This is a genomic window from Aureimonas sp. AU4 (assembly GCF_001463765.1).
GTDB lineage: Bacteria > Pseudomonadota > Alphaproteobacteria > Rhizobiales > Rhizobiaceae > Aureimonas.
The window spans coordinates 1-21,682 of the sequence record NZ_BBWK01000087.1 but is presented as its reverse complement, the minus strand read 5'-3'; the positions used below and the strand labels follow the sequence as shown (position 1 = coordinate 21,682).

At 64.4% G+C, this 21,682-nt stretch carries 18 protein-coding genes and 1 pseudogene; 14 read left to right on the top strand and 5 right to left on the bottom strand.

Annotated features, from left to right (window positions below; translation table 11 throughout):
* Positions 1–18: 18 nt before the first annotated feature.
* From AUL35_RS20465 to AUL35_RS20415, 11 genes are all read left to right on the top strand, one after another.
* The gene (locus AUL35_RS20465; protein WP_062018323.1) at positions 19–5,250 is read left to right on the top strand and encodes a phage tail length tape measure family protein; all 5,232 of its coding nucleotides are present in this window, start codon (positions 19–21) and stop codon (positions 5,248–5,250) included.
* Between the two features lie 15 nt (positions 5,251–5,265).
* Complete coding sequence (locus AUL35_RS20460) at positions 5,266–6,834, top strand: hypothetical protein (protein ID WP_062018321.1); 1,569 nt, start codon at positions 5,266–5,268, stop codon at positions 6,832–6,834.
* 24 nt (positions 6,835–6,858) lie between these two features.
* Positions 6,859–7,743: a hypothetical protein gene (locus AUL35_RS20455; RefSeq protein WP_156418131.1), complete on the top strand. Its 885-nt coding sequence runs from the start codon at positions 6,859–6,861 to the stop codon at positions 7,741–7,743.
* Positions 7,743–8,528 (top strand): hypothetical protein, encoded by a 786-nt coding sequence (locus AUL35_RS20450; protein ID WP_062018319.1) that lies wholly within the window; start codon positions 7,743–7,745, stop codon positions 8,526–8,528. The genes AUL35_RS20455 and AUL35_RS20450 overlap by 1 nt, the downstream gene beginning before the upstream one ends.
* Entirely contained in the window at positions 8,528–9,409 is an 882-nt protein-coding gene (locus tag AUL35_RS20445) for a hypothetical protein (protein ID WP_062018318.1), read from the top strand. The genes AUL35_RS20450 and AUL35_RS20445 overlap by 1 nt, the downstream gene beginning before the upstream one ends.
* 9 nt (positions 9,410–9,418) lie before the next feature.
* Positions 9,419–9,916, top strand: a complete 498-nt coding sequence (locus AUL35_RS20440; RefSeq protein WP_156418130.1) for a hypothetical protein — start codon at positions 9,419–9,421, stop codon at positions 9,914–9,916.
* A 117-nt stretch (positions 9,917–10,033) separates the two neighbouring features.
* Positions 10,034–11,647, top strand: a complete 1,614-nt coding sequence (locus tag AUL35_RS20435) for a hypothetical protein (RefSeq protein ID WP_062018315.1) — start codon at positions 10,034–10,036, stop codon at positions 11,645–11,647.
* A 189-nt stretch (positions 11,648–11,836) separates the two neighbouring features.
* Positions 11,837–12,682, top strand: coding sequence for a hypothetical protein (locus AUL35_RS20430; RefSeq protein WP_062018314.1), 846 nt, complete (start codon positions 11,837–11,839; stop codon positions 12,680–12,682).
* Positions 12,683–12,699: 17 nt separating this feature from the next.
* Positions 12,700–13,080, top strand: coding sequence for a hypothetical protein (locus AUL35_RS20425; protein WP_062018312.1), 381 nt, complete (start codon positions 12,700–12,702; stop codon positions 13,078–13,080).
* Between the two features lies 1 nt (position 13,081).
* The gene (locus AUL35_RS20420) at positions 13,082–13,300 is read left to right on the top strand and encodes a hypothetical protein (protein ID WP_062018310.1); all 219 of its coding nucleotides are present in this window, start codon (positions 13,082–13,084) and stop codon (positions 13,298–13,300) included.
* Positions 13,301–13,403: 103 nt separating this feature from the next.
* Positions 13,404–13,760 (top strand): helix-turn-helix domain-containing protein, encoded by a 357-nt coding sequence (locus tag AUL35_RS20415; RefSeq protein WP_156418129.1) that lies wholly within the window; start codon positions 13,404–13,406, stop codon positions 13,758–13,760.
* A 500-nt stretch (positions 13,761–14,260) separates the two neighbouring features.
* On the opposite strand, the gene AUL35_RS20410 is transcribed toward AUL35_RS20415, so the two are convergent.
* The 4 genes from AUL35_RS20410 to AUL35_RS20395 form a co-directional block, all read right to left on the bottom strand.
* On the bottom strand, positions 14,261–14,632 hold the full coding sequence (locus AUL35_RS20410) for a response regulator (RefSeq protein WP_062018307.1): 372 nt from the start codon (positions 14,630–14,632) through the stop codon (positions 14,261–14,263).
* Between the two features lie 163 nt (positions 14,633–14,795).
* Complete coding sequence (locus tag AUL35_RS20405) at positions 14,796–15,101, bottom strand: helix-turn-helix transcriptional regulator (RefSeq protein ID WP_280137364.1); 306 nt, start codon at positions 15,099–15,101, stop codon at positions 14,796–14,798.
* Positions 15,076–15,336, bottom strand: a complete 261-nt coding sequence (locus AUL35_RS20400) for a hypothetical protein (RefSeq protein ID WP_062018303.1) — start codon at positions 15,334–15,336, stop codon at positions 15,076–15,078. Before AUL35_RS20400 ends, AUL35_RS20405 begins: the two co-directional genes overlap by 26 nt.
* Positions 15,337–16,847: 1,511 nt before the next feature.
* A complete protein-coding gene (locus tag AUL35_RS20395) occupies positions 16,848–17,720 on the bottom strand; it encodes a flagellin (RefSeq protein WP_062018301.1) in 873 nt (290 codons plus the stop codon).
* Between the two features lie 256 nt (positions 17,721–17,976).
* On the opposite strand from AUL35_RS20395, the gene AUL35_RS20390 reads away from it, so the two are divergent.
* The 3 genes from AUL35_RS20390 to AUL35_RS20380 all read left to right on the top strand — a co-directional run bounded on the left by AUL35_RS20390 (position 17,977) and on the right by AUL35_RS20380 (position 21,177).
* Complete coding sequence (locus AUL35_RS20390) at positions 17,977–18,420, top strand: hypothetical protein (RefSeq protein ID WP_156418128.1); 444 nt, start codon at positions 17,977–17,979, stop codon at positions 18,418–18,420.
* A 74-nt stretch (positions 18,421–18,494) separates the two neighbouring features.
* Complete coding sequence (locus tag AUL35_RS20385; protein WP_062018296.1) at positions 18,495–19,418, top strand: hypothetical protein; 924 nt, start codon at positions 18,495–18,497, stop codon at positions 19,416–19,418.
* Between the two features lie 139 nt (positions 19,419–19,557).
* Positions 19,558–21,177 (top strand): flagellin, encoded by a 1,620-nt coding sequence (locus tag AUL35_RS20380; RefSeq protein ID WP_062018294.1) that lies wholly within the window; start codon positions 19,558–19,560, stop codon positions 21,175–21,177.
* A gap of 97 nt (positions 21,178–21,274) precedes the next feature.
* Here AUL35_RS20380 and AUL35_RS20375 read toward each other — a convergent pair.
* A pseudogene (locus AUL35_RS20375) lies at positions 21,275–21,682 on the bottom strand (hypothetical protein); the annotation flags it as partial.

Sequence of the window (21,682 nt, the reverse complement as noted above, 5' to 3'; positions counted from 1 at the left end):
AAGGCGACGACGGCCGCCATGGCTCAGATCGTCAAGGACAACGAACAGGCTGCCAAGGCTGTCGCCGCCGCGCGCGCCGCGATGACTGGCAAAGGCGCCGAGAACGTCACGGTCAGCTTCGAGCGCAACGCCGCGGCGCTCCGCAAGATCGCTGACGAGGCACGCAAGGTGACGGGCGCTCTAGATCCCGTCTCGCGAGCGACCGCAACGCTGGCGCAGCAGCAGGAGAAGCTGAACCAGCTTTATGAAGCTGGCGCGCTCTCGCAGGAAGACTTCGGGCGCTACTCCGGCATCGTGAACGAGCGTCTAGCGAAGCTTGGCGGGGTCGCAGGGGGTACTGCCGAGAAGGTCAAGTTGACGGGAAGCCAGGTTCAGAACCTCGGCTACCAAATGAACGACGTCGCGACGATGCTGGCGATGGGCGCGTCGCCGTTCCAGGTCATCACCTCGCAGGCCGGCCAGGTCGTTCAGGCGCTGGGGGACGGCCCTGGCGGCGTTCGCGGATCGCTTCGCGCGATGGCGGATACTGCAAAGGCCGGTGCACTCGCGGCTGCGTCGGCGCTTGGCCCGGTCGGCCTCGGGCTTGCCGCCGTGACCGCTGGCGCCGGACTGTTCGCGCTGGCTATGCGCAAGAGCGTACCGGACGCGACCGAGACGCTCAAGAAGCACTCCGAGATCCTGGCAAAGGTCGCGGCACAGTACGACGGTGTCGCGGAAGTCCTCGACCAGATCGGCAAGCGGAACACGATCGGCCTCAGCATCGAACTCGACAAGAACGGGCGCGATATTGCCGAGAGCCTGAAAGCACAGGTCAAGGAAGTCGAGAGGCAGTTCGGTGGCACGGCTGGCCTTCTGGCAGGGCGCTGGGGTGGCTTTAGTGCCGGTCCCATGCTGACCAAATCCGAGTTCGCCCCGATCGCGAACGAGGTCGATCGGCTTCGTGCAAAGTTCCGGGAGGCCAACCCTGACGTCGCCGCACTGAGCCAGGAAATCGTCGCGTTCATGACGAGCTTGGAGGCCGCCAACAAGGTGGCCGGCGACGATTCCGAGATGAAGAAGGCGATCGAGGCCGCGAAGAACCTCGTGCAGCCGCTTCTCGCTGCGGCAACCGCTTTCGAGCAGAACGCAGCCGCTGCAAGTGGCGCGGCGCTAGCATTGGCAAAGTACGGCGCCGCCATGGATGGCCTTGCTGGCTTCGTACCGGATCTGCGCACCGATGCTGAGCAGATCAACGCGTTCTTCAACGCTGCCATTGCAACTGCAGCCGACGCCACGGCGAAATTCAACGCCTTGGCTCAGCGGAACGCGGCTATGGATGCCCTTACGGGCAGGGCGCAGGGCGTTCTCGGCGAGGCGCGCGCCGCGAATTCTGCGGTCGGTCTCGGCAAGGAGGCGCAGGCCGTCGCCGAGGTCAACGCGAAGTACGCCGCACTCGAGGCCCAGAACAAGGGCAACGCGGACGCTCTTCTCGCGCTCAACGCGGCCCGTCAGGTCGAACTCGACACGATCGGTAAACAAACCCGGTACGACGAGGCGCAGGAGCGCCAGAAGGTCTCGGACCAGCGTCAGAAGCAAGCCGACCGCGAGATCGAGAGCGCCCGCGCAGCGACGGTCGCCCGCATGGCCGGCTACAGCCAGACGATCGACGCCATGCGGGCGGAGATCAGCGCCTACGGCATGTCGGAAGGCGCCGCGCGCGCCTACACGACCGAGGTGCAGCTGCTCGCCGCGGCCAAGCAGGCGGCAGGCGCCGCCGGCATCGTCTCGGACGCCGAGATTGCCAAGATCCGGGAGACCTCCGCCGAGATCGGCCGTCTGACAGACCAGATCGCCGCTCGCACCGCCGCCGACAGCGCGGTCGACCAGTTCTTCCCGTTCCAGGCCGCCCAGCGTGAAGCCGAGCGCCTGAACGGCTACATCACCGACACGACCAACGGGCTGAGCGATCTGCAGCGCCAGGCGCTCTCGCTTCAGATCGACCAGAGCTTCACCGACGCGGCCGAGGCCGCCGAGCAGCTGCGCACGCGCGGCGTAAAGGCCGGGGAGGACATCGGACAGTCGTTCCTGGAGAACGTCGGCGACGTCTTCGCAGACATTTTCAGCCAGGGTGTGCGAGACGGCGAAAGCTTCTTCTCGTCGATCCTTCGCGGCTTCGCCGGGCTCGGCAAGCAGCTCGCGGGAGCGGGCGGCAAGAATCTCCTGTCGGGCCTGTTCGGGCTGCCGCAGGACAAGAGCGCGGCCGGCATCGGGGGGCTGATCGGCAATGCCGGCTCAGCGATCGGCTCGATGTCCGGCGGGCGAAGCGGTTTCTCCTACGCTTCGTCCTACGCGCCTACCTCGCAACCGATCGTCGCCAAGGTCGACGTTGCGTCCGCCAGCGGCGCGATGATGCAGTATGCCGGGCGCTTCAACTCGTCCGTCGACAGCCGCTTACTCAAAATTCTGAACGAGGCTTCCAGCCGCTTCGACATGCGGGTCGAGGCGATCTCGGGGCTGCGTCCGGGTGACAAGCGCTTCCACGGCAAGGGCCTCGCCACCGACGTCCAGATTTATGGAGCCAACGGGAAGGCGCTCGGCAACTACCAGGACGCCGCGACCTTCCGCACCTACGAGCGCTTCGCCCAGCTGTCGAAGCAGGTCCAGAGCGAGCTCTTCCCCGAACTCGAGGGCATGCTGCGCTGGGGCGGCTACTTCTCCGGAGGAAAGGGAAAGTACGGCGCCCTCGACACGATGCACTTCGACCTTGCCGGCAACCGTGTCGGCATGGGCGGTGGCTCGTGGGATGGCGGCCTCACGCCAGCGATGCGCCGTATCTGGGGCGGTGCACAGTCGGTCGGGATGGGTTCCGCCTCCGCCGACCAGCGCACCGTGGCCAAGGGCGTCGAGCAGGGCCTGACGAACTACACCCGAGCGTCGCCCGCTGCGCAGTCGGCCGTGTCCGGTGGCTTCGACGGCTTCAGCCACAACGGGACCGGCGGCCAGCAGCTGACGGGTCTTCAGAAGGGTTTCGGCGCGATCGGCGCCGGTCTCGGCATCTTCGGCGCTGGGTACGATAGCGGCTCGCCTCTGTCCGGCGGCCTGTCCGGCGCGTTGGGCGGCTGGCAGGCGGGCGCTGCGCTCGGCGTCGGCGGGCCGATCGGCGCCATCGCAGGTCTCGGCCTCGGCATCCTTGGCGGCATCTTCGGCGGGCGCGCGAAGCGCAAGGCCGAGCACCAAGCTGCGGCGGCCGAGTGGGCCAAGATGCGCCCGCAGTACGAGCAGTTCGACCGCTCGCTGTCGGGCGAGGGCATCGGCGGCCTGCGCACGATGATCGGCAACGATTGGGCGCAGCTCTCGGCCTTCATGGAGACCGGCGGCAAAGCCTGGAAGATGGGCAAGGGCAACAGCTCCGCCCAGTTCGCCTCCACCGGCACCAAGATGTTCGCCAAGTTCCAGGAGGCCAAGGACGACTTCCTGGAAGCCTTCCCAGAAATGCTCGAGGACCTGACCGCGGGCGACGGGCTGGAAGGCGAGTTCGTGAAGGCCCGCACGAAGGTGCGCGGCCTGCGCGACACAATCCGCAACTTCGTCGACGACGTGAAGGTCGCCTTCATGGATGCCGACATCGGCATCCCGACCAGTCCTGAGTACGAAGCCGAGGCGAAGGCCTGGGAGGAGAAGCGGAACGCCGCCGTCGCCGAGGCCAAGAAGGCGGCCGGCGAGTACGCGCTGACGCTGCTCTACCAGGCCGACAACATGTCCGCCGTCACCAAGGCGCTCGACAGCTTCAACGGCACGGCCGCCGGGCTGAAGAACGTCCTGATCGAACTCGGCTGGACGGCCGACCAGGCTGCCGTCGACATCCAGGAGAAGCTGACCGCCGCGCTCGGCGACATGCGCAAGACGTTCGAGCAGGACATCGCCGACCAGATCAGCGACCTGAAGGGCGAGGGGTACTTCGCCGAGGTCCGCGCCTTCCTCGCCGAGTTCGACACGATCAAGTCGGACGCCGGCAAGCTTGGCGCCGACACGTCGAACCTCGACGAGCTCTTCAGCCTGAAGCTGCAGTCGATCGTCGATGGCGCCGAACTCACGGGCGACGCCTTCGATCAGCTCATCGCGGCCTTCCCGCAGCTGGCGGGCGCCGTGAAGAGCTTCGCCGAAACCTCGACCGCGTCGACGAAGCAGATCCAGGAGGCCTATCAGGGGTTCCTGGAAGGCCGGCTGTCCGAGGCGACGTCCAAGCGCGCGGATGCTGAGAACGCCCTGCGCGCGGCGTACGAGCGCTCGTCCTCGTTCATCCGCACCGTTCAGGACTACCTGAACGACCTCAACCTCGACACCAACCTGTCGACGCTGTCGAACAAGGAGCAGTTCGAGGAGGCGCAGCGGCTCTATCGCGAGACGCTGTTCAAGGCGGGTGGCGGCGACACCGAAGCGCAGGACGCACTGACCGGCGCAGCGCAGGCCTATGCGGAAGCCGCCAAGGGCCGGTTCGGCGACGATGAGCGCTACGGCGCGGTGGTCTCGGAACTGCAGTCGACGCTGAAGGGCTCGATCGCCAAGGCGCAGACCGCACTCGACTATGCCAAGCAGGAGGCGAAGTTCCTCGCCGACATCGCCGAAGGCACCAAGAGCATGTCCGCACTCCTGAAGGAGTACCTGGACGCACTCCAGAAGGAGAAAGACACCCAGAAGCTCGTCGACGGCAACCGCTCGTTCGGTCTCAACCCGACGCGCAACCGCTCGATCGACGCGGCCATCAAGCAGGTCGGCCTTTCGTACACGGGCAACTACGGCATCGTGAACGGCGCCGACCCGTTCCTGAACTGGCGCTCGGCCCTGCCACCCGAACAGCGGGCGGTCGTCGAGGGCATCATCAACCAGTTCATCGGCATGAACTACGACACCGGTGGCTACACCGGTCCCGGGGGGCGCAGGCAGCCGGCGGGCGTCGTCCACAAGGGTGAGGTCGTCTTCAGCCAGGACAACGTCGCGGCCTGGGGCGGCCCAGCCAACGTTGAGGCGATCCGTCTCGGCCGCGTCGCTCCGGTCACCATGCCGAGCATGGAGCGCGCCATCGGCGCCGGTGCGCGCGAGGCCGCAGACCGCGCCAGCCAAGCCGAGATCGCCAGCCTGCGCGGCGACGTCGCTGGGCTGACCGTCGCGATCGAGGGCATGGCCTCGCTCCTGGCCGGCAAGCTCGACCAGGGTAACCGTGCCACCCGCAACCTCGCGCGCCCTCTCGGGCGTGTCGCCTCCCGCCTGTAATCTGAGAGACCACCCATGCGCTACCTCCTCGAGGTGGACGCCTTCGATCCCGCGATCGAGGGCGTCCGCACCCTTCGCTATGCGACGGAAGGCCTGATGACCCGGCCGACCGACGTGCCGGCGAACACGTTCTACAAACCGCGCATCGCGAACCCGGGCAACTTCGAGCGGGCCATGTTCTCGGGCGGCGGCACGACGGGGGCAGGGCGCGCCTCGTTCGGCGATATCGTGCTCGTGAACGAGGACGACGGCCTGTCATTCATGCGCAAGCTGGCCTTCGACGGCCGCTTCCTGCGCCTCTATCAGCTGGCCGACGGCGTGCCGTTCGCGGGCCGCGAGGTCGTCTTTTCAGGCACGGTCGAGCAGGCCGAGGTGTCGGAGAAGACCGTTTCGTTCCGCCTGCGCGATCGGCTCGTCGAGTTGCAGAAGGATCTGCAGCCGGCGCGCTACCTCGGCACGACGACGTCGGCGGGGAAGGGCGTCGAGGGCACCGAGAACGACCTAAAGGACCGGCCCAAGCCGCTCGCCTTCGGCCGCGTGTTCGAAGTGCCACTCGTCCAGGTGAACGCCTTTGACGGTCTCTGGCAGGGCGCCGAGAACGCGATCGCGTCGGTCGAAGCGGTCTACTCGTCCGGCCTGCCGCTCACGCGCGTCGGCGCCGCACAGCCGGATCTGGCGAGCCTCATGGCCGTGACGCTCGCGCAGGGCCAGTACGCGGTGATGCTCTCGCCCTTCATCGTGCGCATCGGCGGCAAGGTGACCGGCACGATCACGGCCGACTTTACCGAAGGAGCGACAGCTGCCCAGCGCACCACCGCGCAGCTGGTCCGTCGCATCCTTCTGTTCGCGGGGAAGGTCGAGGGCGTGGACTTCCTGCCCGCCGACGTCGCGGCCTTCGACGCCGTCGCGCCAGCCGAGCAGGGCGTCTGGTGCGAGCCGCAGGACATGCAGATCCAGGCGCCGCTCTACCGCTTGCTGACGGGCGTCGGCGGCTTCCTGACGACCGACCGTCTCGGTCGCTTCCGCTTCGGCCAGTTCCGCGCACCATCCGGCACGCCGCGCGCGATCTTCACCGAGATCGAGATCCTGGACGAGGGCCAAGCGATCGAGACGCTGGCGACGTCCGACGAGGGCAACGGCGTGCCGACGTCGAAAGTCACCGTCACCCATACGCAGCTCTGGCAGACGCAGGACGGCTCAGCGCTGAACGGCGCGGTGGACGATGCCCGGCGCGCCTACCTGAAGACCGCGACCCGCTCGGCCGTCGCCGAGGATGCGAGCGTGAAGGTACGCCACCTGCTGGCGTCGGAGATCACCTTCGCGAGCCTGCTGACGAACTCGGCTGCGGCAACCGCAGAGGCCGCCCGCCAACTCGACCTTCGCAAGGTCCGGCGCGACTTCATCCAGATCAAGGTTCCGTCCGCGGCGGCGGTCGGCATCGATCTCGGCGACACGGTCATGGTGCGTGTGCCGCTGCTTGGGCTCGACGACGGCAAGCTCTTTGTCGTCACCCGCATGATCGAGGAACTCGACAGCGAGGGCGACGGCGAGATCGAGGCCGTCACCCTCGAGCTTTGGGGCTGACCGATGGCCGGCAAGGGCATCGCGATGTTCCCGAACCGCGGCGACGCGGCGGCGCCGACCGGCGGCGACTGGCAGCTGTCGCTCTTGAACCTGCAAAACCGCATCCTGCAGCTGGTGGCGCGCTCTCGCGATCTGCAGCTGACCTCGACGCAGATGGTGATCCCGCTCGACCGCGCTCGCTCCGTCCGCGCCCTCGTGTTCATCAACACGAACGCCTCGACGTCGGCCCGCAAGCGCGTTCGGGCCTATGGGCTTCCGTCCGAGGCCGAGCCGGACGGTGCGCTGCTATGGCAGACCGGCGATGCGGCGTCTGACGGCTGGGAAGACGTCTATCCGCGCGAACGACCGACGGCACGTATGCAATGGCGCGATACGAACTTCTGGTCCGGCAAGCCGGTGCCCGAGGACTTGGCGGGCTCAACGCAGTCGATCATCACGATCATGCCGCAGCTGTTCTACATCGTGCGCTTCACGGTCGAGTTCGACGATCAGGCCAACCCGGACGGCTTCCTCGACCTCGGGCGCCTCTTCGTTGCCGGCCAGTGGCAGTTCTCGGTGAACATGAAGCCCGGCCAGCAGATCGGCTTCATGGCGCGCTCGACCTCCGCCCGCTCGCTTGGCGGCACCCTTTACCACAGCCGCAAGCGCCATCCCCGCACGCTGCGCGGCGATTGGGACTATCTGCCGGAGGACGAGGCCCTGTCGCAGCTGTACGAGCTCCTGCGGCGCGCCGGGACCGACGCTGAGATCTTCTTCGTCGCCAAGCCCGACGACATCGTGAACCGGCAGCGCCTCTCGTTCCTGTGCCGGCAGTCCGAGCTCACGCCGATCGGCCGCGGTACCGCGCCCGGCCGTGACGGGCAGCCGGGGCGCGCAGCCGGCGCACTCATTCTCGAGGAGATCATCTGATGGCGTTTTCCGCGCTCGTGAAGGCCGCCATCGAGCGGTGCCGTGCCTTCTACAACGGCGGGATCTGGGTGCCCGGCACCGGTCCCGGCGCCAACCCGGGCGGCTATGATGCTGACGGTCATACCGTCAACTTCGTTCCAACGCTGCGCGACGTCGCCACGATCGCCGATGCGGTCGGAGATGCGGCAGCCAAGGTCGATGCGGCCATGGACGCGATCGAGAAGGGGCCGGTCGTCTCGGTCGTCGGGAAGAGCGGCATCGTCACGGCCGACGACATCAAGACCGCGATCGACTACAGCAGCAAGGTCAACACGAGCGACTTCACCTCGCTGGAGACCGAGCTGCGCGGCGACGTACAGGACGCGATCGACGCGCTGCCGGACAAGGCCAGCGGCGCGGACCTGCGGGCTCTCGCCGACGACACGCGCTTCCTGACGCCGAAGGCCAATGCCGATGCCATGGCGTTCGTCACGGTAGCGGCCACCGCTACCATCACGCCGGACCTCGGGCAGGGCTTCAACCGCACCTACACGATGGGCATGAGCGCAACGCTCGGTCAGCCCTCGAACCTGCGGGACGGCCTGCCAATCGTCTTCCGCTTCATCCAGGACGCCACCGGTAACCGGACGCTCGCGTTCGCCTCCGCCTATCACAAGTTCCCCGGTGGCGCCGTGCCGACGCTCTCCACTGCCGCCAATGCCGTCGATCGGCTGTCGGGCATGTGCGTGAACCGAGGCGGGACGCTCGTCGTCGAGTGGGCGAACCTGGAGAAGGACATCCGCTGATGATGCCCTTTGCCAACCTCGTCGGGCGTTCGCGGCCCGACAACACGGCCGACCCGAACCACGCGCTGTTCGCGACCGCCGGAACGACGACCTGGACGGTGCCTGCGGGCGTCTTCTGGATCGCGGCCCTGTGCGTCGGGACCGGCGGCAACGGATTTGGACGAACCTTCGCCGGTGGATCGAACGTCGGCGGCGGCGGCGGGAACCTCGTTTGGGCGAACATGATCCCAGTGACGCCCGGCGAGGTGCTGACGATCACTGTCCCCGTACCGTCAACCGGCAACGGTGTGCCGGGTCGCCCTGTGACGATCGCCCGTGCCGACGGCTCGCTTCTGGTCAGCGCGGCGGGCGGGCATGGTGGAAGTGACAACGGTTATCGCTTCGATGGCGTCGGGCAGAGCGTTTTCACCAACGACGCAAAGGGCAAGGTCAACGCTGGCGGCATGGGTCAGTACGGCCTCAGCACGCCATCCGGCGGAGGTGGCGCGGCAGGCTACAGTGGCACGGGCGGCACGGGCGGCACGACCAGCGATCAGGGCTCGCCGGCGTCGGATGGCAACGGCGGCGGGGGTGGTGGCGGTGGCGTCAACTACGTCGGAGCCGGTGTCGGTCTTCTCGGCGAGGGCGCGTCGGGGAAGGCCGGAGCTCAGTCGTCGCCTGCTACAGGTGGATCAGGTGGCGACACGGCTATCAGCGCCACTCTCAACACGAGCGGCGGCACGAATACGGTCCGCTACGGATCAGGCGGCGTCGGCGCAGCCAGCTCAACGAACAGCTATGCCAAGGGCTCGCAGGGCGCCGCGCGCGTCCTCTACGGCAAGGGGCCGAACAACGGCGGCCGAGCTTTCCCAGCTTCCAACGTCTCGTCGGCAACCGCGTAAGGGCACCTCATGGCATATGCACGAAAGCAGGACGGCGTTTGGGTCGCCTTGGCTGGCGGCGAGACCGTCGAGCATGACGGCGTTGCGGCCTCCTACGAGACGGTCTCGCTCTGGACGAAGGCGATGCGCGAGGCGTTCGGCGTCTTCGAGATCGGCGGAGGCGAGCCGGCGCCAGACGGGCAGCAGATCGTCTCGTCAACGATCGGGGACGAGAACGGCCGCCCCGTGTGGTTCAACGCGTTCGAGCCGATCCCGTCCGCACCTGCGCCCGTGTCCGTCACGATGAGACAGGCACGGCTGGCGCTTCTTCATTCCGGGCTTCTGAAGCGTGCGACCGACGCGCTGTTGGCGCTTCCAGGCGAGGAGGGCGAGGTGGCTAGGATCGAGTGGGAATACGCCACGAGCCTTCGCCGCAGTCATCCGTTGGTGGCAAGCCTCGGGCAAATCCTCGGCCTCGACGACGCGGCGATCGACGCGTTGTTCCGCGAGGCTGATGCAATCGAGTAGGCGCCCGCGTCAGCGCCCTATGAAGCGCTTCGCCTGACGGCGCAGCGCCCAACCCATCCCCATCCCATCCAAAGGCCGTCCCCAGCCGGGGCGGCCTTTCTTGTGTCCGGAGATCCCATGGCTCGTGCATCCACCGCCCGCGTCGCCGCCAACCGCCGTAACGTCTCTGCCTACATCGGGGCGGGGGTCATCAGCGGCAACAAGATGAAGCCGGGCGATCCGGGCAGCTTCCTCGTTGCGACGACCCGGTTCCGCTCGCCCTACTCGACCATCGGCGGTGTCGGCGTGCGCTACCAGCACCGCCGCTTCTACCTCGGGCAGACGAGTGATCCAGAGTATGGGTTCGCCGGTCTTCTGCCGCTGTTCTCCAGTGCCAACGGCGGCGGCGAGACGCTGATGACGGGCAAGATCCGCATCATCGGCTGGGCGCTCGGTTGGGGCCCGACTGCCGACCCGACTGCGGCGACCTGGATGCGCGGCAAGATCAAGGGTGCCGACAGCTACATCATGGACCCGGCCGTCGACGGCATCGGAGTGGTGGTCGACGAGCTTCTGACCGCTGCGCAGGAGATCCCAGCGGGCTCGCATCGCTGGGCCAGCGTCAGCTTCGACTTCATCGACAACCAGGCGCCCTTGTTCCTCTTCATAGGGCCGGGCGCCGGCTCTCTCGAGGGCGGCACCGCGGGCTCGACGGAGGGGACGGGGCTCGTCACCGATCTGACCTCCGGACGAGCCATGTCGCAGACGGGGGCCGGCACCGCCTACGGCTTCGCATGGTTCGGTTCTCGCTCGTCCAAACGCCGCACGGCGCTGATGGAGATCTCGGACAGCATCCCCTATGGCGACACGGGGGAGACCGCGTACAGCGCCCCGCTCGGCGTGCAGGGCTTCATCAAGCGCGGCATGGATGCGCCGGGCGGCGTCGGCAGGCGGAACGTCGTGACGATCGCCATTCCGGGCTCCTATCCGAAAGCCTACGCGACGGGCGAGACGTCGAAGTACGCCATGAAGATCGCCTCGCTAAAGATGGCGCCGAACGACCTCTTCACGCACATCCTGTCGGGGCATGGGCAGAACTCGATCGGCAACCCGCCGAACGGCTGGGGCACGACCAACGATGCCTTCATCGCCGGCATGAAGGCCTACGGGCAGTTCCTGCGTCAGACCTTCCCCGACGCCAAGCTGCACACGGTCGACCTCCCGGTTCGCGCTGCCGTGACGACGGACGGCCTTCAGACCGAGGCGAATCAGACGGCGGCGGGCGGCTACGAAATCGGCAGCCGCGCACGTGCCTTCTCGGCTCGGGTCAGGGCGGACGGTGTCGACGGCGTGTTCGAGAAGATCACGGCCGACATTCAGTCCCTCTTCAGGGGGGCGTCCGACGACAAAATGCGGCCCTACACCGGCCCCATCAACACGACCGTGACGGCGTTCACGCAAGGGACCAACAAGATCACGGTCGCCGACGTCTCGCAGATCCGCCTGGGCGACACGATCCTTGCCGATCCGAATGGTGTGGGCTCTGCCGGCACGGCGGCGACCCGCGTGGTCTCGGCCATCAGCGGCAACGAGCTGACGCTGACGAACCCGATCACCGTCGCGGTCCCGGTCGGAGCCAAGCTGATCGGCTGCTACCTGTCGGACATGGTCCACCCGTCGTTCCAGATGCACGAGATCGCGGCGCCAGCGGCCACCACGTTCCGCGATCAGGTCATGGGCGTGGCTGCCTAAGGCCACCACCACTCGCACCCCCTTGATGCAGCCCGACCGGGGGTTTCGCGGGACCCGGCCGGGCCTGCCGAAAGCGTGAAGGGACTCAACGCCTCCGGCTACCACCGGTGGCACGTCTGAACCCATCCCACAATCAACAATCGTTCGCCCGGCCACTGAGTCGGGCTTTTCTTTGCCTGGAGCACACCCATGGACCGTACCGTCCCCGCTGGCGCCGCGCGCCTTCTCGACTTCATCCGCGATACCGAGGTCGGCACCGAGAGCCCGTCCGGCTACGACGTCATCTTCGGTCACAACCAGGGCAAGCTGCACAAGCCCGTCACGTCCATGACCGTCGACGAGGTGCTGGGCGCCCAGGCGTCTTGGTCGTCGCGCTTTGGCTCGTCCGCGACCGGCGGCTACCAGTTCATGCGCAAAACGCTTGCCGGCCTCAAGGACGAGCTTGGGCTGCGCGGCTCGCAGATCCTCGACGCCAACCTGCAGGATCGGCTCGGCTACCATCTGCTGCTGCGCCGGGGCTACGACCGGTTCGTTGCCGGACAGATCGACCGCACCGAGTTCGCCAAGCGGCTCGCGCAGGAGTGGGCTTCGTTTCCTGTCCTTGTGGCGGTACGCGGTGGCTCGCGGCAAGTCTCACGCGGCCAGAGCTACTATGCCGGCGACGGCCTGAACAAGGCGCTCGTGAAGCCCGAGCAGATCGAGGCGTTGCTCGACGAAGTGGCCGAGCTGGCGCGCGAGACGGCCAGCGCGCCGATCGCTCGGCCCGAGGAGGACGTCTACGTGCCGCTGCCGGCGCCTGCACCGGCCCCTCAGCCGGCGCCGTCCGTTCCTGTCGCCACTTCGCGCTTCGACCCGGCACGCTTCTCCAAGCTGTTCGGTTCGCTGATCGGTGCGCTCGTGACGTGGTCTGTCGCCAACCAGTTCATCCCGGACGGCACGATCAGCCCGCAGATGATCGACACGTTCGCCGCCATCATCGGCGGTGTTCTGGGCACCTACTTCGCGCCCGCCAACGCCGTGAAGCCGGCAGCCTAGCGAAAGCCACCCCGCAGATGAACGGCATCTCCCTCGGTGAGTTCGCCGCTGTCATGACCGCTCTCGGCGGCGTCCTGACGGCCGTCTTTGTCTACACCAAGTTCAACACCGAGGCGCAGGCCAAGACCTACGAGGCGAGGGTCACCGATCTGCAAACGGCGATGAAGAAGCTCGAGGACGACGGCGACGAGCGGATGACAGAGATCCGCCGCGACTTCGAGCGCCAGCTGCAGGACGTGAAGCAGGCCATGCTGAACCAGGCACGCACGATCGAGCGACAGGAGATCATGCTGGCGGACTACGCCCGGCACGTCGGCAAGCTGGAACGCATCATGGCCGGTGCGCAACTCGCCATCCCGGAGTTCGAGACTTCACCCTTCCGAGGCGGAGGAGCCTGACATGACGAGACGTGACCTACTTCTCATCATCTGCGCCATGGCGTGCTTCACCGCCGCGATCGCCGCCTTGATCGTTGTGAGCAACGAAAGCTCCCGTCGATCGGAGCGGAACATCGAACTGATCTGCGCACAGCTGCAGGAGATCAACGGAAAGCCTTGCCAGCTTCTGCAGCCCAGCGAGACTGAGGCGCGGATCTTCGCGTTCATTCGGCGGCGGTGATGATCCTCTATGCGGGCTTGAATTCGCATCGGGCTGCCCGCAGGCGATTTATCAACGATAGATAGACTATGACGATCATGTGCATTCCTATAGGTTGCACATCATGGCCGACCCCGACCCCATCGATCGTCACGTTGGCCGCGCCATTCGCGCCGGCCGTATCGCGCATGGCGTGTCACCCGAAGGGCTGAGTGCCCAGATCGGAGTCAGCTACCAGCAACTCCAGAAGTACGAGTCAGGAAAGAACCGGGTGAGCGCGTCGAAGCTCTACCGGATCGCCACCGCGCTCACGATGAAGATCGCCGACTTCTTCCCAGTCGATGGCGAAGCAGTGGCGGCCAAGCCGTTGCCGCCCAATGCGAATATGGTCGCAGGCCACGCGCTGACACGCATCCCCGACCAGCGCATTCGGCGCCGGCTGTGGAACTTGATCGCTGTGCTGGGGACGGACGCCAAGTAGGGCGCCGACGACGCGCCGCCGCTCGTGAGGCGGTTCGCGTCTTCGCGCCGAGAGCAATCTTGCCCAAAGCATGCTCGGCAAAAGAAACCACGCAAAGATACGTATCGTCGCGGTCGCACGCTCCGTTACATTCATAACCGATAGCGTACGTAAGATTGTTGCAGCAAGGGCTGTATGGCGTGCGACGCGGGTAGGGCGATGGACCGAACGGCGGCGACGACGGAAGAGCTCGATGCGATCCGAACTGATGGCCGCTCCGCTGGCCTGGACCCGCACGAGTATGCGGGGAACTGTCCATACTCACCGCGTAGTTCTGAGCGGCATCGGGCCTGGATGGATGCGTTCGGCGAAGGACGAATGATCCTCAAGCGCGATGGTTCGATATTCGCCCCTTGGTCGATCAGGTGCCCACCAAAGGGTAAGTGAAAGGATCACGCTAGTCCCACCCCCTCGGGGACATTGCGGCGCAACCCACCTTGGTTTCCGTCGACATTTCCTGGCTAGGCGAGAGAAACCATTTGGCGCGCGAGCTGGGTGATCGTGTTGTGCTGGTATGGCTTGGGAACAAACACGCCCCCGGCCGGAAGGTCGGATTGTGGAATGCGTGTGAAGCCCGATGTGACGATGAGCTGGATCGGCGGCCACCGGTCCCAAACCGCGAAGGCCAAGGCGAGACCGTTCATAGATCCCGGCATATCAACGTCGGTGAACACAACACGGATGTCGTCCTGTTCCTCCAGAACACGAAGCGCCTCGGCTGCATTCCTCGCTTCATAGACCTTGAAGCCCGCCTCCTCGAAAAAATCGATGGCGTTCATCAGGATCAGCGGCTCATCCTCGACCACGAGAACGGCGATAGCGGCGTTCTCCATGCAGTCTCCCAAACGAGTTCGCGGAGTCGCTAGCTGGGCTTGAACAACCGTTCAGCAAGGGGAGCGTACGGTTTTAACGTAGCAGCGCCTTCTATCGTGCGTTGGTTCGCGTCGCTGGCACGCTATCGCCGCCTTCTGGCGAACGAACGGCTTTGTCCGCCAATCATGGCGTATCGAATGCCGGGACAACCTCGACGCCGGCGGAGTTCGAAAACCACCCGGCTGCCTGGGCGTACCGGAAGGCTTGGACGCGGCTTCGAAGATCGAGCTTCAGGAAGGCCCTGGCTCGGTAGGTCTCGACCGTCTTCGTGCTAAGCTCCAGCCCAGCCGCGATCTCCTTGTTGCAGTAGCCTTCCGCAACCATTCGCAGGACGCTGGCCTCACGATCGCTGAGTTGAACGTATCCGCCAGGCTTTGTGTCATAGTTCCGCAAGAGGGCGGCATCAGGCGCCGTCGGAAGATTTCTCACACAGGTACTCCGCGCTCGAGTTCGGGTTGTGCCGGACTTCGTATCCCGCTGCGATGAGCGTGGACCGCAAATCGACCCAGCACAGACAGGTGAGATCGCTCAGCGCCGCGCCGCGTTCACGGCCATCGTCGCCCTTGCCGTTCCACGCGATATTCACGGAGCCAACGAGCTTGCGAATGTCGCCTAGGGACGCGATCTCGTCGCCTGTATCGGTGCGGTAGGCCGTTTGGCACATGATCCGTCCAATCTACGTTTCGCCAAGCAAAGTCGTTCGCCTAGCATCGGTCGAATACGAAGCGCGAACAGGCTGGACGAGGAGATCGGGAGGCGAGTGCTCCAACCTGGAAGAAAAGGGGAATGAGTTGGTTTCAGACCGCTACGTTTAGTAGACATAGGCCATAACAGCCGTCAGTACGCTAACCCCTCCGGGGTACCTCGTATGAAACGCAATTGTGGGATACTGCCTCACGTCTGCAGCGACTGGAAGCGCCGGCAGGGCACCTAGAAGGGGCCACCGATCGTGCGGCTATTCGCTGGGCTGGGGCGCTAATCGACGCGCGCCCCTGGCAACTATCTGCCAGTGCCGACACCTTGCCGTAGGGCCGCTCTTACTTTCTCGAGCCGATCAAGGTAATCGGGCGCCCCACCTGCAATCACAACCCCGCCACAGTGGTCTTCGATCGAATTGGCTAGCGCGGCGATCACCTCCTCGTTCCCCGATACTGCGCTATGACTGCCGAGCTGCTGGCCGTCGATGTGTGACAACAAACGAACAACCATATGCGGCATCGGTACGGCTCGAAGTTGCGTTCCTACAGCGCAAGGATGATTGCAGCCGTTCATTAACGACTTCTTAATCGGATCGGTTTTCCGCATACGGGTTTGCCGCAGGCTGGTGCAGACTTTTCAGTCGCAAGACCCGATTGATCTGAAGGTCGTGCTGGGTTGCGGATTGGCTTTGGGTCGCCTTCCACCGGGCTGCGGCCGACCCGAGCATCACGACTATAGCGAAGACCCCGATGGCGGCGGAAAGCGCCGTTAGACGAGCTTGCCAACGTATTTCGGCTACGATTTCACGACGTGTCGGAACAGGCTTCTCCCCACCATTCGCCACCTTCATCGTAAGCTATCCGCATCCCGCTCGCGTTGAACGGATTGCGTAAAAATCAAACTAAACGTGTGGCTGCAAGCGGTTCTCTACACGTAGGTAGTTGGATAAGCGGACCACTAAATGCCCCCCAAGACCCCGCCAACGCAGGAAGGTTCGCGGGACTCGAGCGCTAGTCCCACTCCCTCGGGAACACGATCTCCAGCGCGATCCGCTCCTGCTCCGTCCGAGACCGCTTGAAGTTGCTCGGCGGCGATCGCCTGGCTGTGTCGCTGTTCAGCGTCTCCGGCGAGATGCGATAGGTGATGTCGTTCGATCCACACGCCGAGCAACGCATCGGCCCCCCACTACCGATCCACCCACAGGCGCCCACCCATCAGACGCCGGTTCGTGGCGGCGGCAGAATAGCGTTGCCCACCCACGCCTTCTCGGTTGGCCAGGGTTGTGGCTGGATTACGACGCCTTTTATCTCCGCATCCTGATGGTCGGAACCCGATCGAGCAGCATATCGCGTTCCGCATTTGTCGTTGCGGATTTCTGCAAATGAAGAACCCTCCGGCACGGGGAGCACCGGAGGGTTCGCCTTGTAAGCCACGTGCGAGTGGCGTGACGGGGAGACGCGTTGCGTCGTCCGTGACTTACTGGAAGAGACGCAGGACGTTCTGGGCCGACTGGTTCGCAATCGAGAGCGCCTGGGTCGCAAGCTGCTGCTTGACCTGCAGAGCAGCGAGTTTGGAGCTCTCAGCCTCATAATCAGCGTCGATCATGTTACCGAGCGCGGTCTTCTTGATATCCGCAAGCTTGCTCATCAGGTCCTGGGACGACTGAATGCTCTTGGCTGCGCCGGACAAGCTGGCAGAGTAATCGGCGACATTCGAAATCACGGTCGTCAGCTGAGAGACGGCGCCGGAAATCTTATCGGTTGCGGTGAGAATCTTAGTGATCGTCGTATCGAGAAGCGATGCGGTTGTGCCGAAAGCAGCGTTCTGTTCACCGGTGAAGCCGGTCACGCCAGTGCCTAGAAAGTCCTTCGTGGTGATTGCGGTCGCAGCGGTGAGCGTTCCATTCGAAGAGAAGGCGCTGATCACCGCAGGCATCGTATCTCCCTTCAGAAGATTGACGCCACCAACTGCAGCATCATTGATGACCGCCTTCAGTCGAGCCTGCATGGCCGACAGCTGGGCATTCACTGCCACGTTCGTACCATCCGAGGAGGCATTCGTGGAAAGGAACGTCTTCATCTCGGAGAGGATGTCGACGACTGCATCTGCACTCGCCGCCGCTGCTTCGTAGACGCCCTTACCGAAATCCATCGACGAACTGGCAGCCTCGTAGCTCTTGATATCGCTGCGCAGACCCGAAGCCGCCTTCCACACCGAAGCATTGTCAGCCGCCGAGTTGACCTTATACCCCGTCGAGATGCGGTTCTGAGTCTGCGTGAGATCCCGGTTCACAGACTGAAGAACGCGAACAGCGGAAGAGGCGGCAGCGGAATAGTTGATGCTGGTCATTTTCGTTTCCCCGTTGAGCAGCAGTTTATTTCGTTCTGCTGATGGGGTTATTTATGCAGGACAGTTTTGAAGTTCGCGCTACTCAGATCCGTAGCATTTTATCGAATTTTATTGTGAAAATCAGTAACCAATATAACTGACTAAGTCGATGCGTAAAATTTGCGCCATCTCGAGTGTTCGCCCGATTTGAGCACGGCTTCGCGTCGAGCCTCGCGCTAGCCAGAGCGGCAATATGACGTTCGCTAGGAGGCTGCCCATGACCGAATCCGTGACGATGACGCTCAAAGTCCCTCTCGACGTGCGCGACGTAATGGTTGAGGCGGCGAAGCTTGCTCGTGAAAACCCGGCCTTCCTCACGCACCTCAAAAAGGTCGTCGACGAATATCAGCGCCCGACCCTATCCACGGCTCTCGAGCAGATCCTCAAGCGTCTCGACGATTTCGAGAAGCGCTTCGAGTTGCTGGAAGGCGACCTTCAAGAGATCAGCGACGGCCTGGACAATGGCCCGAAGCCCGAATGGGTGAAGGGGACAGGGCTTGGTCGCCGGTTGACCGATGCCGGAGTGGTTGAAATCTACCGTCTGTTCGAGCAGGGTTTTACGGACAAGCAGATAGCGAAGCGGTTTGGTATCTCGACCACCGCAACTGGAAACCAACGCCGGCGATATGACTTCGAGATGCAGGCTCGCTCGGGGCGCTGATCCAGCCGTCAAGAGATAAGGCTCACGTCAGAGCGAGGTGCGAAACCGGGAGCCTGTACGATTAGAGGCTCGCCATGTCCGAACTCAACGTCGACCGGCGGTTCGGCCAGGTCATCAACTACTACCTCGACCTTGCGGCAAGCGGAGCGCACTCCCCGACGGGGGAGCCCCGGACCGAGAAGTATCTCCGCACCTCACGGGGTCTGGCAGACTCGCATATTCCGGGCGACGTCCGTCAGGAGCGCTTCCTCGGGCTCGACCTCCAACGCCTTCAGCACCTTCTCGACGAGGCGGCCGTGCGCTCTGAGAAGGCAGCGGTGGGCCTTCGTCGATTCCTTCACGACCTCGATACATTTGCAGCTCATATCGGCCTTCTGCCCGAGCCGCGGACAAAAGAACTCCGGTTGCCCGGCGCATGGCGGCGGGAGCGTCTGCTGGATGACCGTGCCCTTGGGATGGCATGGACTGCGCTCATTCGGTGCTCGGACGCCGGCACACTTCCGTCCCGCATATCCTGCTTGGCTACGCTCGTTTCAGCGGCCACGCTCCAGCCTATCGGTAGCGTCCTAGACCTGCGCCGGGATTGGCTCACTCCGGTCGGGTGGACCCGGCATGACACCGGGCACCAAGTCTATGCCCCGGCATTGGCACGCCCATGGCTCGAGCTTGCTCTCGACAAAGGTGACCGCGCGCATGGGGAGGGCGGAACGCTGCTTGTATTCCCTTCGGCAGGTAAGGGGGCGCAACCGGATCTGCCCATCTCTCTCGAGACTGTGCATGACATGTGCAAGCTGGCACTCGACGATGTCGCAAAGCCGCAGGATCTTGCCTTCACCGGGCTCCAGCGGTTGCGCGAGAGCGGGGCAGGGGTCTTCGCCGATCGGATTGCCGGCCCGTGCGCGGGCGCTCCGGACGCCGCTCATGTGGCAATCCTGGATGCTTGGACCGGCCAACTAGAGGAGCTCCGCAAATCTTCTGAAGCGAAGCGCTGGCGTTAGGAGTCCGTCAACGCAGGAAGGTTAGTTTCCCTTCTGCAGGCAGCGACCGAAACGAAACGTCGGCGGCATGAAGCCAACTGTTCTGATAGACGATTGAATTCGTCATGTCCCAACGTATCGTTTGTACGGGACAATCCCAATGACTTCCATCAACTTCAATACCGCTGCTAACTCGGCACTGCGCACGCTGCAGTCGACGAATACCCAGCTCGATGCCACGCAGAAGCGCATCTCCACCGGCCTCAAGATCGGTGAAGCCAAGGACAACGCTGCTTACTGGTCGATTTCGACCACGCTGAAGTCCGACAACAAGGCGCTCTCGACGGTTTCCGAGGCGCTTGGTCTCGGTTCAGCCACCGTTGATACGGCTTACCAGGGTCTGAATTCGACGCTCGACGTCCTCAACTCGATCAAGTCGAAGCTGACGGCAGCGTCGCAGAACGGCGTCGACAAGAAGGCTGTCCAGTCGGAGATCGCGGAGCTGCAGAACCAGCTTAAGTCGATCGCTTCGTCCTCGACCTTCTCGGGCGAAAACTGGCTCTCGGTGAGCTCGGCGACCGCTTCTTTCAACCCGGTCAAGACCGTTGTGTCGTCGTTCAGCCGCGATGCTGCTGGCAATGCGCAGCTCGGCACGATCGCTATCGACACCTCCAGCTTCGCTCTCCTTGACACCAATACGTCCGGCGAAGGCATTCTGGACGCTGGCAAGTCCGGTAATGCCAGCAACGGTGGCATCGTAGCCGCAGTTGCCGCGACGACCGGTACCGCCTCCTCCGGAACGTCGACGGGTGCCGCGAACTACGCCTACACCGTCGGAACTGCCTCGACGGATCGTCTTCAGATGACGATCACGGTCGACTCGCAGACCTTCAGCTACGACAAGACCGGTTCCGCAAACTTCGACACGCTGGACCACCTTGTTGCTTCGTTGAACCAGACCCTCGGTAGCGCTGCGGTGGCCTCGAACAGTGGTGGCAAGCTACTGATCACGAGCGCTTCCACCGGTACGTCTTCGGTCGTTGATATCACGGCCGTTACGCCGACCGGCGGAACGATCACGGCCGGTCTTGACCCGGCTGCGGACGTTCTCGTGACCGGCAACAGCACAGTCGCTCAGGTCAACGCCGGTGCCACGTTCGGCGGTTCGATCACGCTCGACGATAACGATACGATCTCGTTCAAGCTCGCTCTTAACGGCGCAGATCCGAAGACGATCACGATCGATCAGGCAACCGTCAACTCGGCACTGAACCGTACCGACGGCAAGATCACGGCAGTCACCGACTATGCGACGGTCATCACGAAGGCGCTGGCGAATGCCAATATCGGCGGCGTGACGGTTGATACGACGGGCGGCACGACGATCCGCTTCACCAGCACGATCAAAGGCACGCAGTCGTCGATCCAGGTTCTCTCTTCGAACGCTTCGAAGGGCGACAGCATCCTGACCATGGACGTCTCGAATGCTGATGCCGATACGCTGACGAAGTACTTGAACGCTGTCAGCGGTGCGATCTCGAAGGTTACTTCGGCTGCCGCAACGCTGGGTGCCGTGTCCTCGCGCATCGACCTGCAGAAGACCTTCGTGTCGAAGATGATGGACACGATCGACAAGGGCGTTTCCGGCCTCGTCGACGCGGACATGAACGAGGAGTCGACCAAGCTTCAGGCTCTGCAGGTCAAGCAGCAGCTCGGCGTGCAGGCGCTCTCGATCGCCAACCAGTCGGCGCAGAACGTCCTGTCGCTCTTCCGCTCCTAAGCGGAACGGCATACCCGCGAGGTCCGCCTCGCGGGACACCCATACGGGGAGGCGCCCCTCGGATCGAAAGGTCCGGGGGGTGTTTCGTTTGGAGCATTCAGTCACGTTCCGCCTGTAACTGCTCCGCGACAATCGTCTGCACCAACGCTGCCCAAGCGTCCAAGGCCGCCCGCTTCTCCTTCATGTAGGCGTTGCGGTCGTAGACCGCCGTAACCGCCGCCGTGCCTCCCGCATCGCTGGTGTGGTTGAGCACTTGGCTGACGACAAAGCGTGGCATCCCGATGCGCTCGCTCGTGATGGCCGTCGCGCCTGTACGGCGTAGGTCGTGCAGCGTGATGCCAGCGACGGGCTTGTTCCCATCGGGGGCAGGGATAGTCAGGTGCGGTAGCAGCCGCCGCCAAGCGTGCGTGAGCGCCATCGCGCCGATTGCAGCTTCAGGACCCCGCTTGGCTGCGAATACGAAAGCGCTCCCTCTCGCCTTTCCAACGCGATACGCTGTCGCCTC

Excerpts from the sequence above, each read along its gene's own strand:
- AUL35_RS20420 (WP_062018310.1), top strand. The coding sequence starts at position 13,082 with ATGACGAGACGTGACCTACTTCTCATCATCTGCGCCATGGCGTGCTTC.
- AUL35_RS20450 (WP_062018319.1), top strand. The coding sequence starts at position 7,743 with ATGGCGTTTTCCGCGCTCGTGAAGGCCGCCATCGAGCGGTGCCGTGCC.
- AUL35_RS20430 (WP_062018314.1), top strand. The coding sequence starts at position 11,837 with ATGGACCGTACCGTCCCCGCTGGCGCCGCGCGCCTTCTCGACTTCATC.
- AUL35_RS20380 (WP_062018294.1), top strand. The coding sequence starts at position 19,558 with ATGACTTCCATCAACTTCAATACCGCTGCTAACTCGGCACTGCGCACG.
- AUL35_RS20440 (WP_156418130.1), top strand. The coding sequence starts at position 9,419 with ATGGCATATGCACGAAAGCAGGACGGCGTTTGGGTCGCCTTGGCTGGC.
- AUL35_RS20410 (WP_062018307.1), bottom strand. The coding sequence starts at position 14,632 with ATGGAGAACGCCGCTATCGCCGTTCTCGTGGTCGAGGATGAGCCGCTG.
- AUL35_RS20460 (WP_062018321.1), top strand. The coding sequence starts at position 5,266 with ATGCGCTACCTCCTCGAGGTGGACGCCTTCGATCCCGCGATCGAGGGC.
- AUL35_RS20455 (WP_156418131.1), top strand. The coding sequence starts at position 6,859 with ATGTTCCCGAACCGCGGCGACGCGGCGGCGCCGACCGGCGGCGACTGG.
- AUL35_RS20435 (WP_062018315.1), top strand. The coding sequence starts at position 10,034 with ATGGCTCGTGCATCCACCGCCCGCGTCGCCGCCAACCGCCGTAACGTC.
- AUL35_RS20385 (WP_062018296.1), top strand. The coding sequence starts at position 18,495 with ATGTCCGAACTCAACGTCGACCGGCGGTTCGGCCAGGTCATCAACTAC.
- AUL35_RS20400 (WP_062018303.1), bottom strand. The coding sequence starts at position 15,336 with ATGTGCCAAACGGCCTACCGCACCGATACAGGCGACGAGATCGCGTCC.
- AUL35_RS20445 (WP_062018318.1), top strand. The coding sequence starts at position 8,528 with ATGATGCCCTTTGCCAACCTCGTCGGGCGTTCGCGGCCCGACAACACG.
- AUL35_RS20465 (WP_062018323.1), top strand. The coding sequence starts at position 19 with ATGGCTCAGATCGTCAAGGACAACGAACAGGCTGCCAAGGCTGTCGCC.
- AUL35_RS20415 (WP_156418129.1), top strand. The coding sequence starts at position 13,404 with ATGGCCGACCCCGACCCCATCGATCGTCACGTTGGCCGCGCCATTCGC.
- AUL35_RS20395 (WP_062018301.1), bottom strand. The coding sequence starts at position 17,720 with ATGACCAGCATCAACTATTCCGCTGCCGCCTCTTCCGCTGTTCGCGTT.
- AUL35_RS20425 (WP_062018312.1), top strand. The coding sequence starts at position 12,700 with ATGAACGGCATCTCCCTCGGTGAGTTCGCCGCTGTCATGACCGCTCTC.
- AUL35_RS20390 (WP_156418128.1), top strand. The coding sequence starts at position 17,977 with ATGACCGAATCCGTGACGATGACGCTCAAAGTCCCTCTCGACGTGCGC.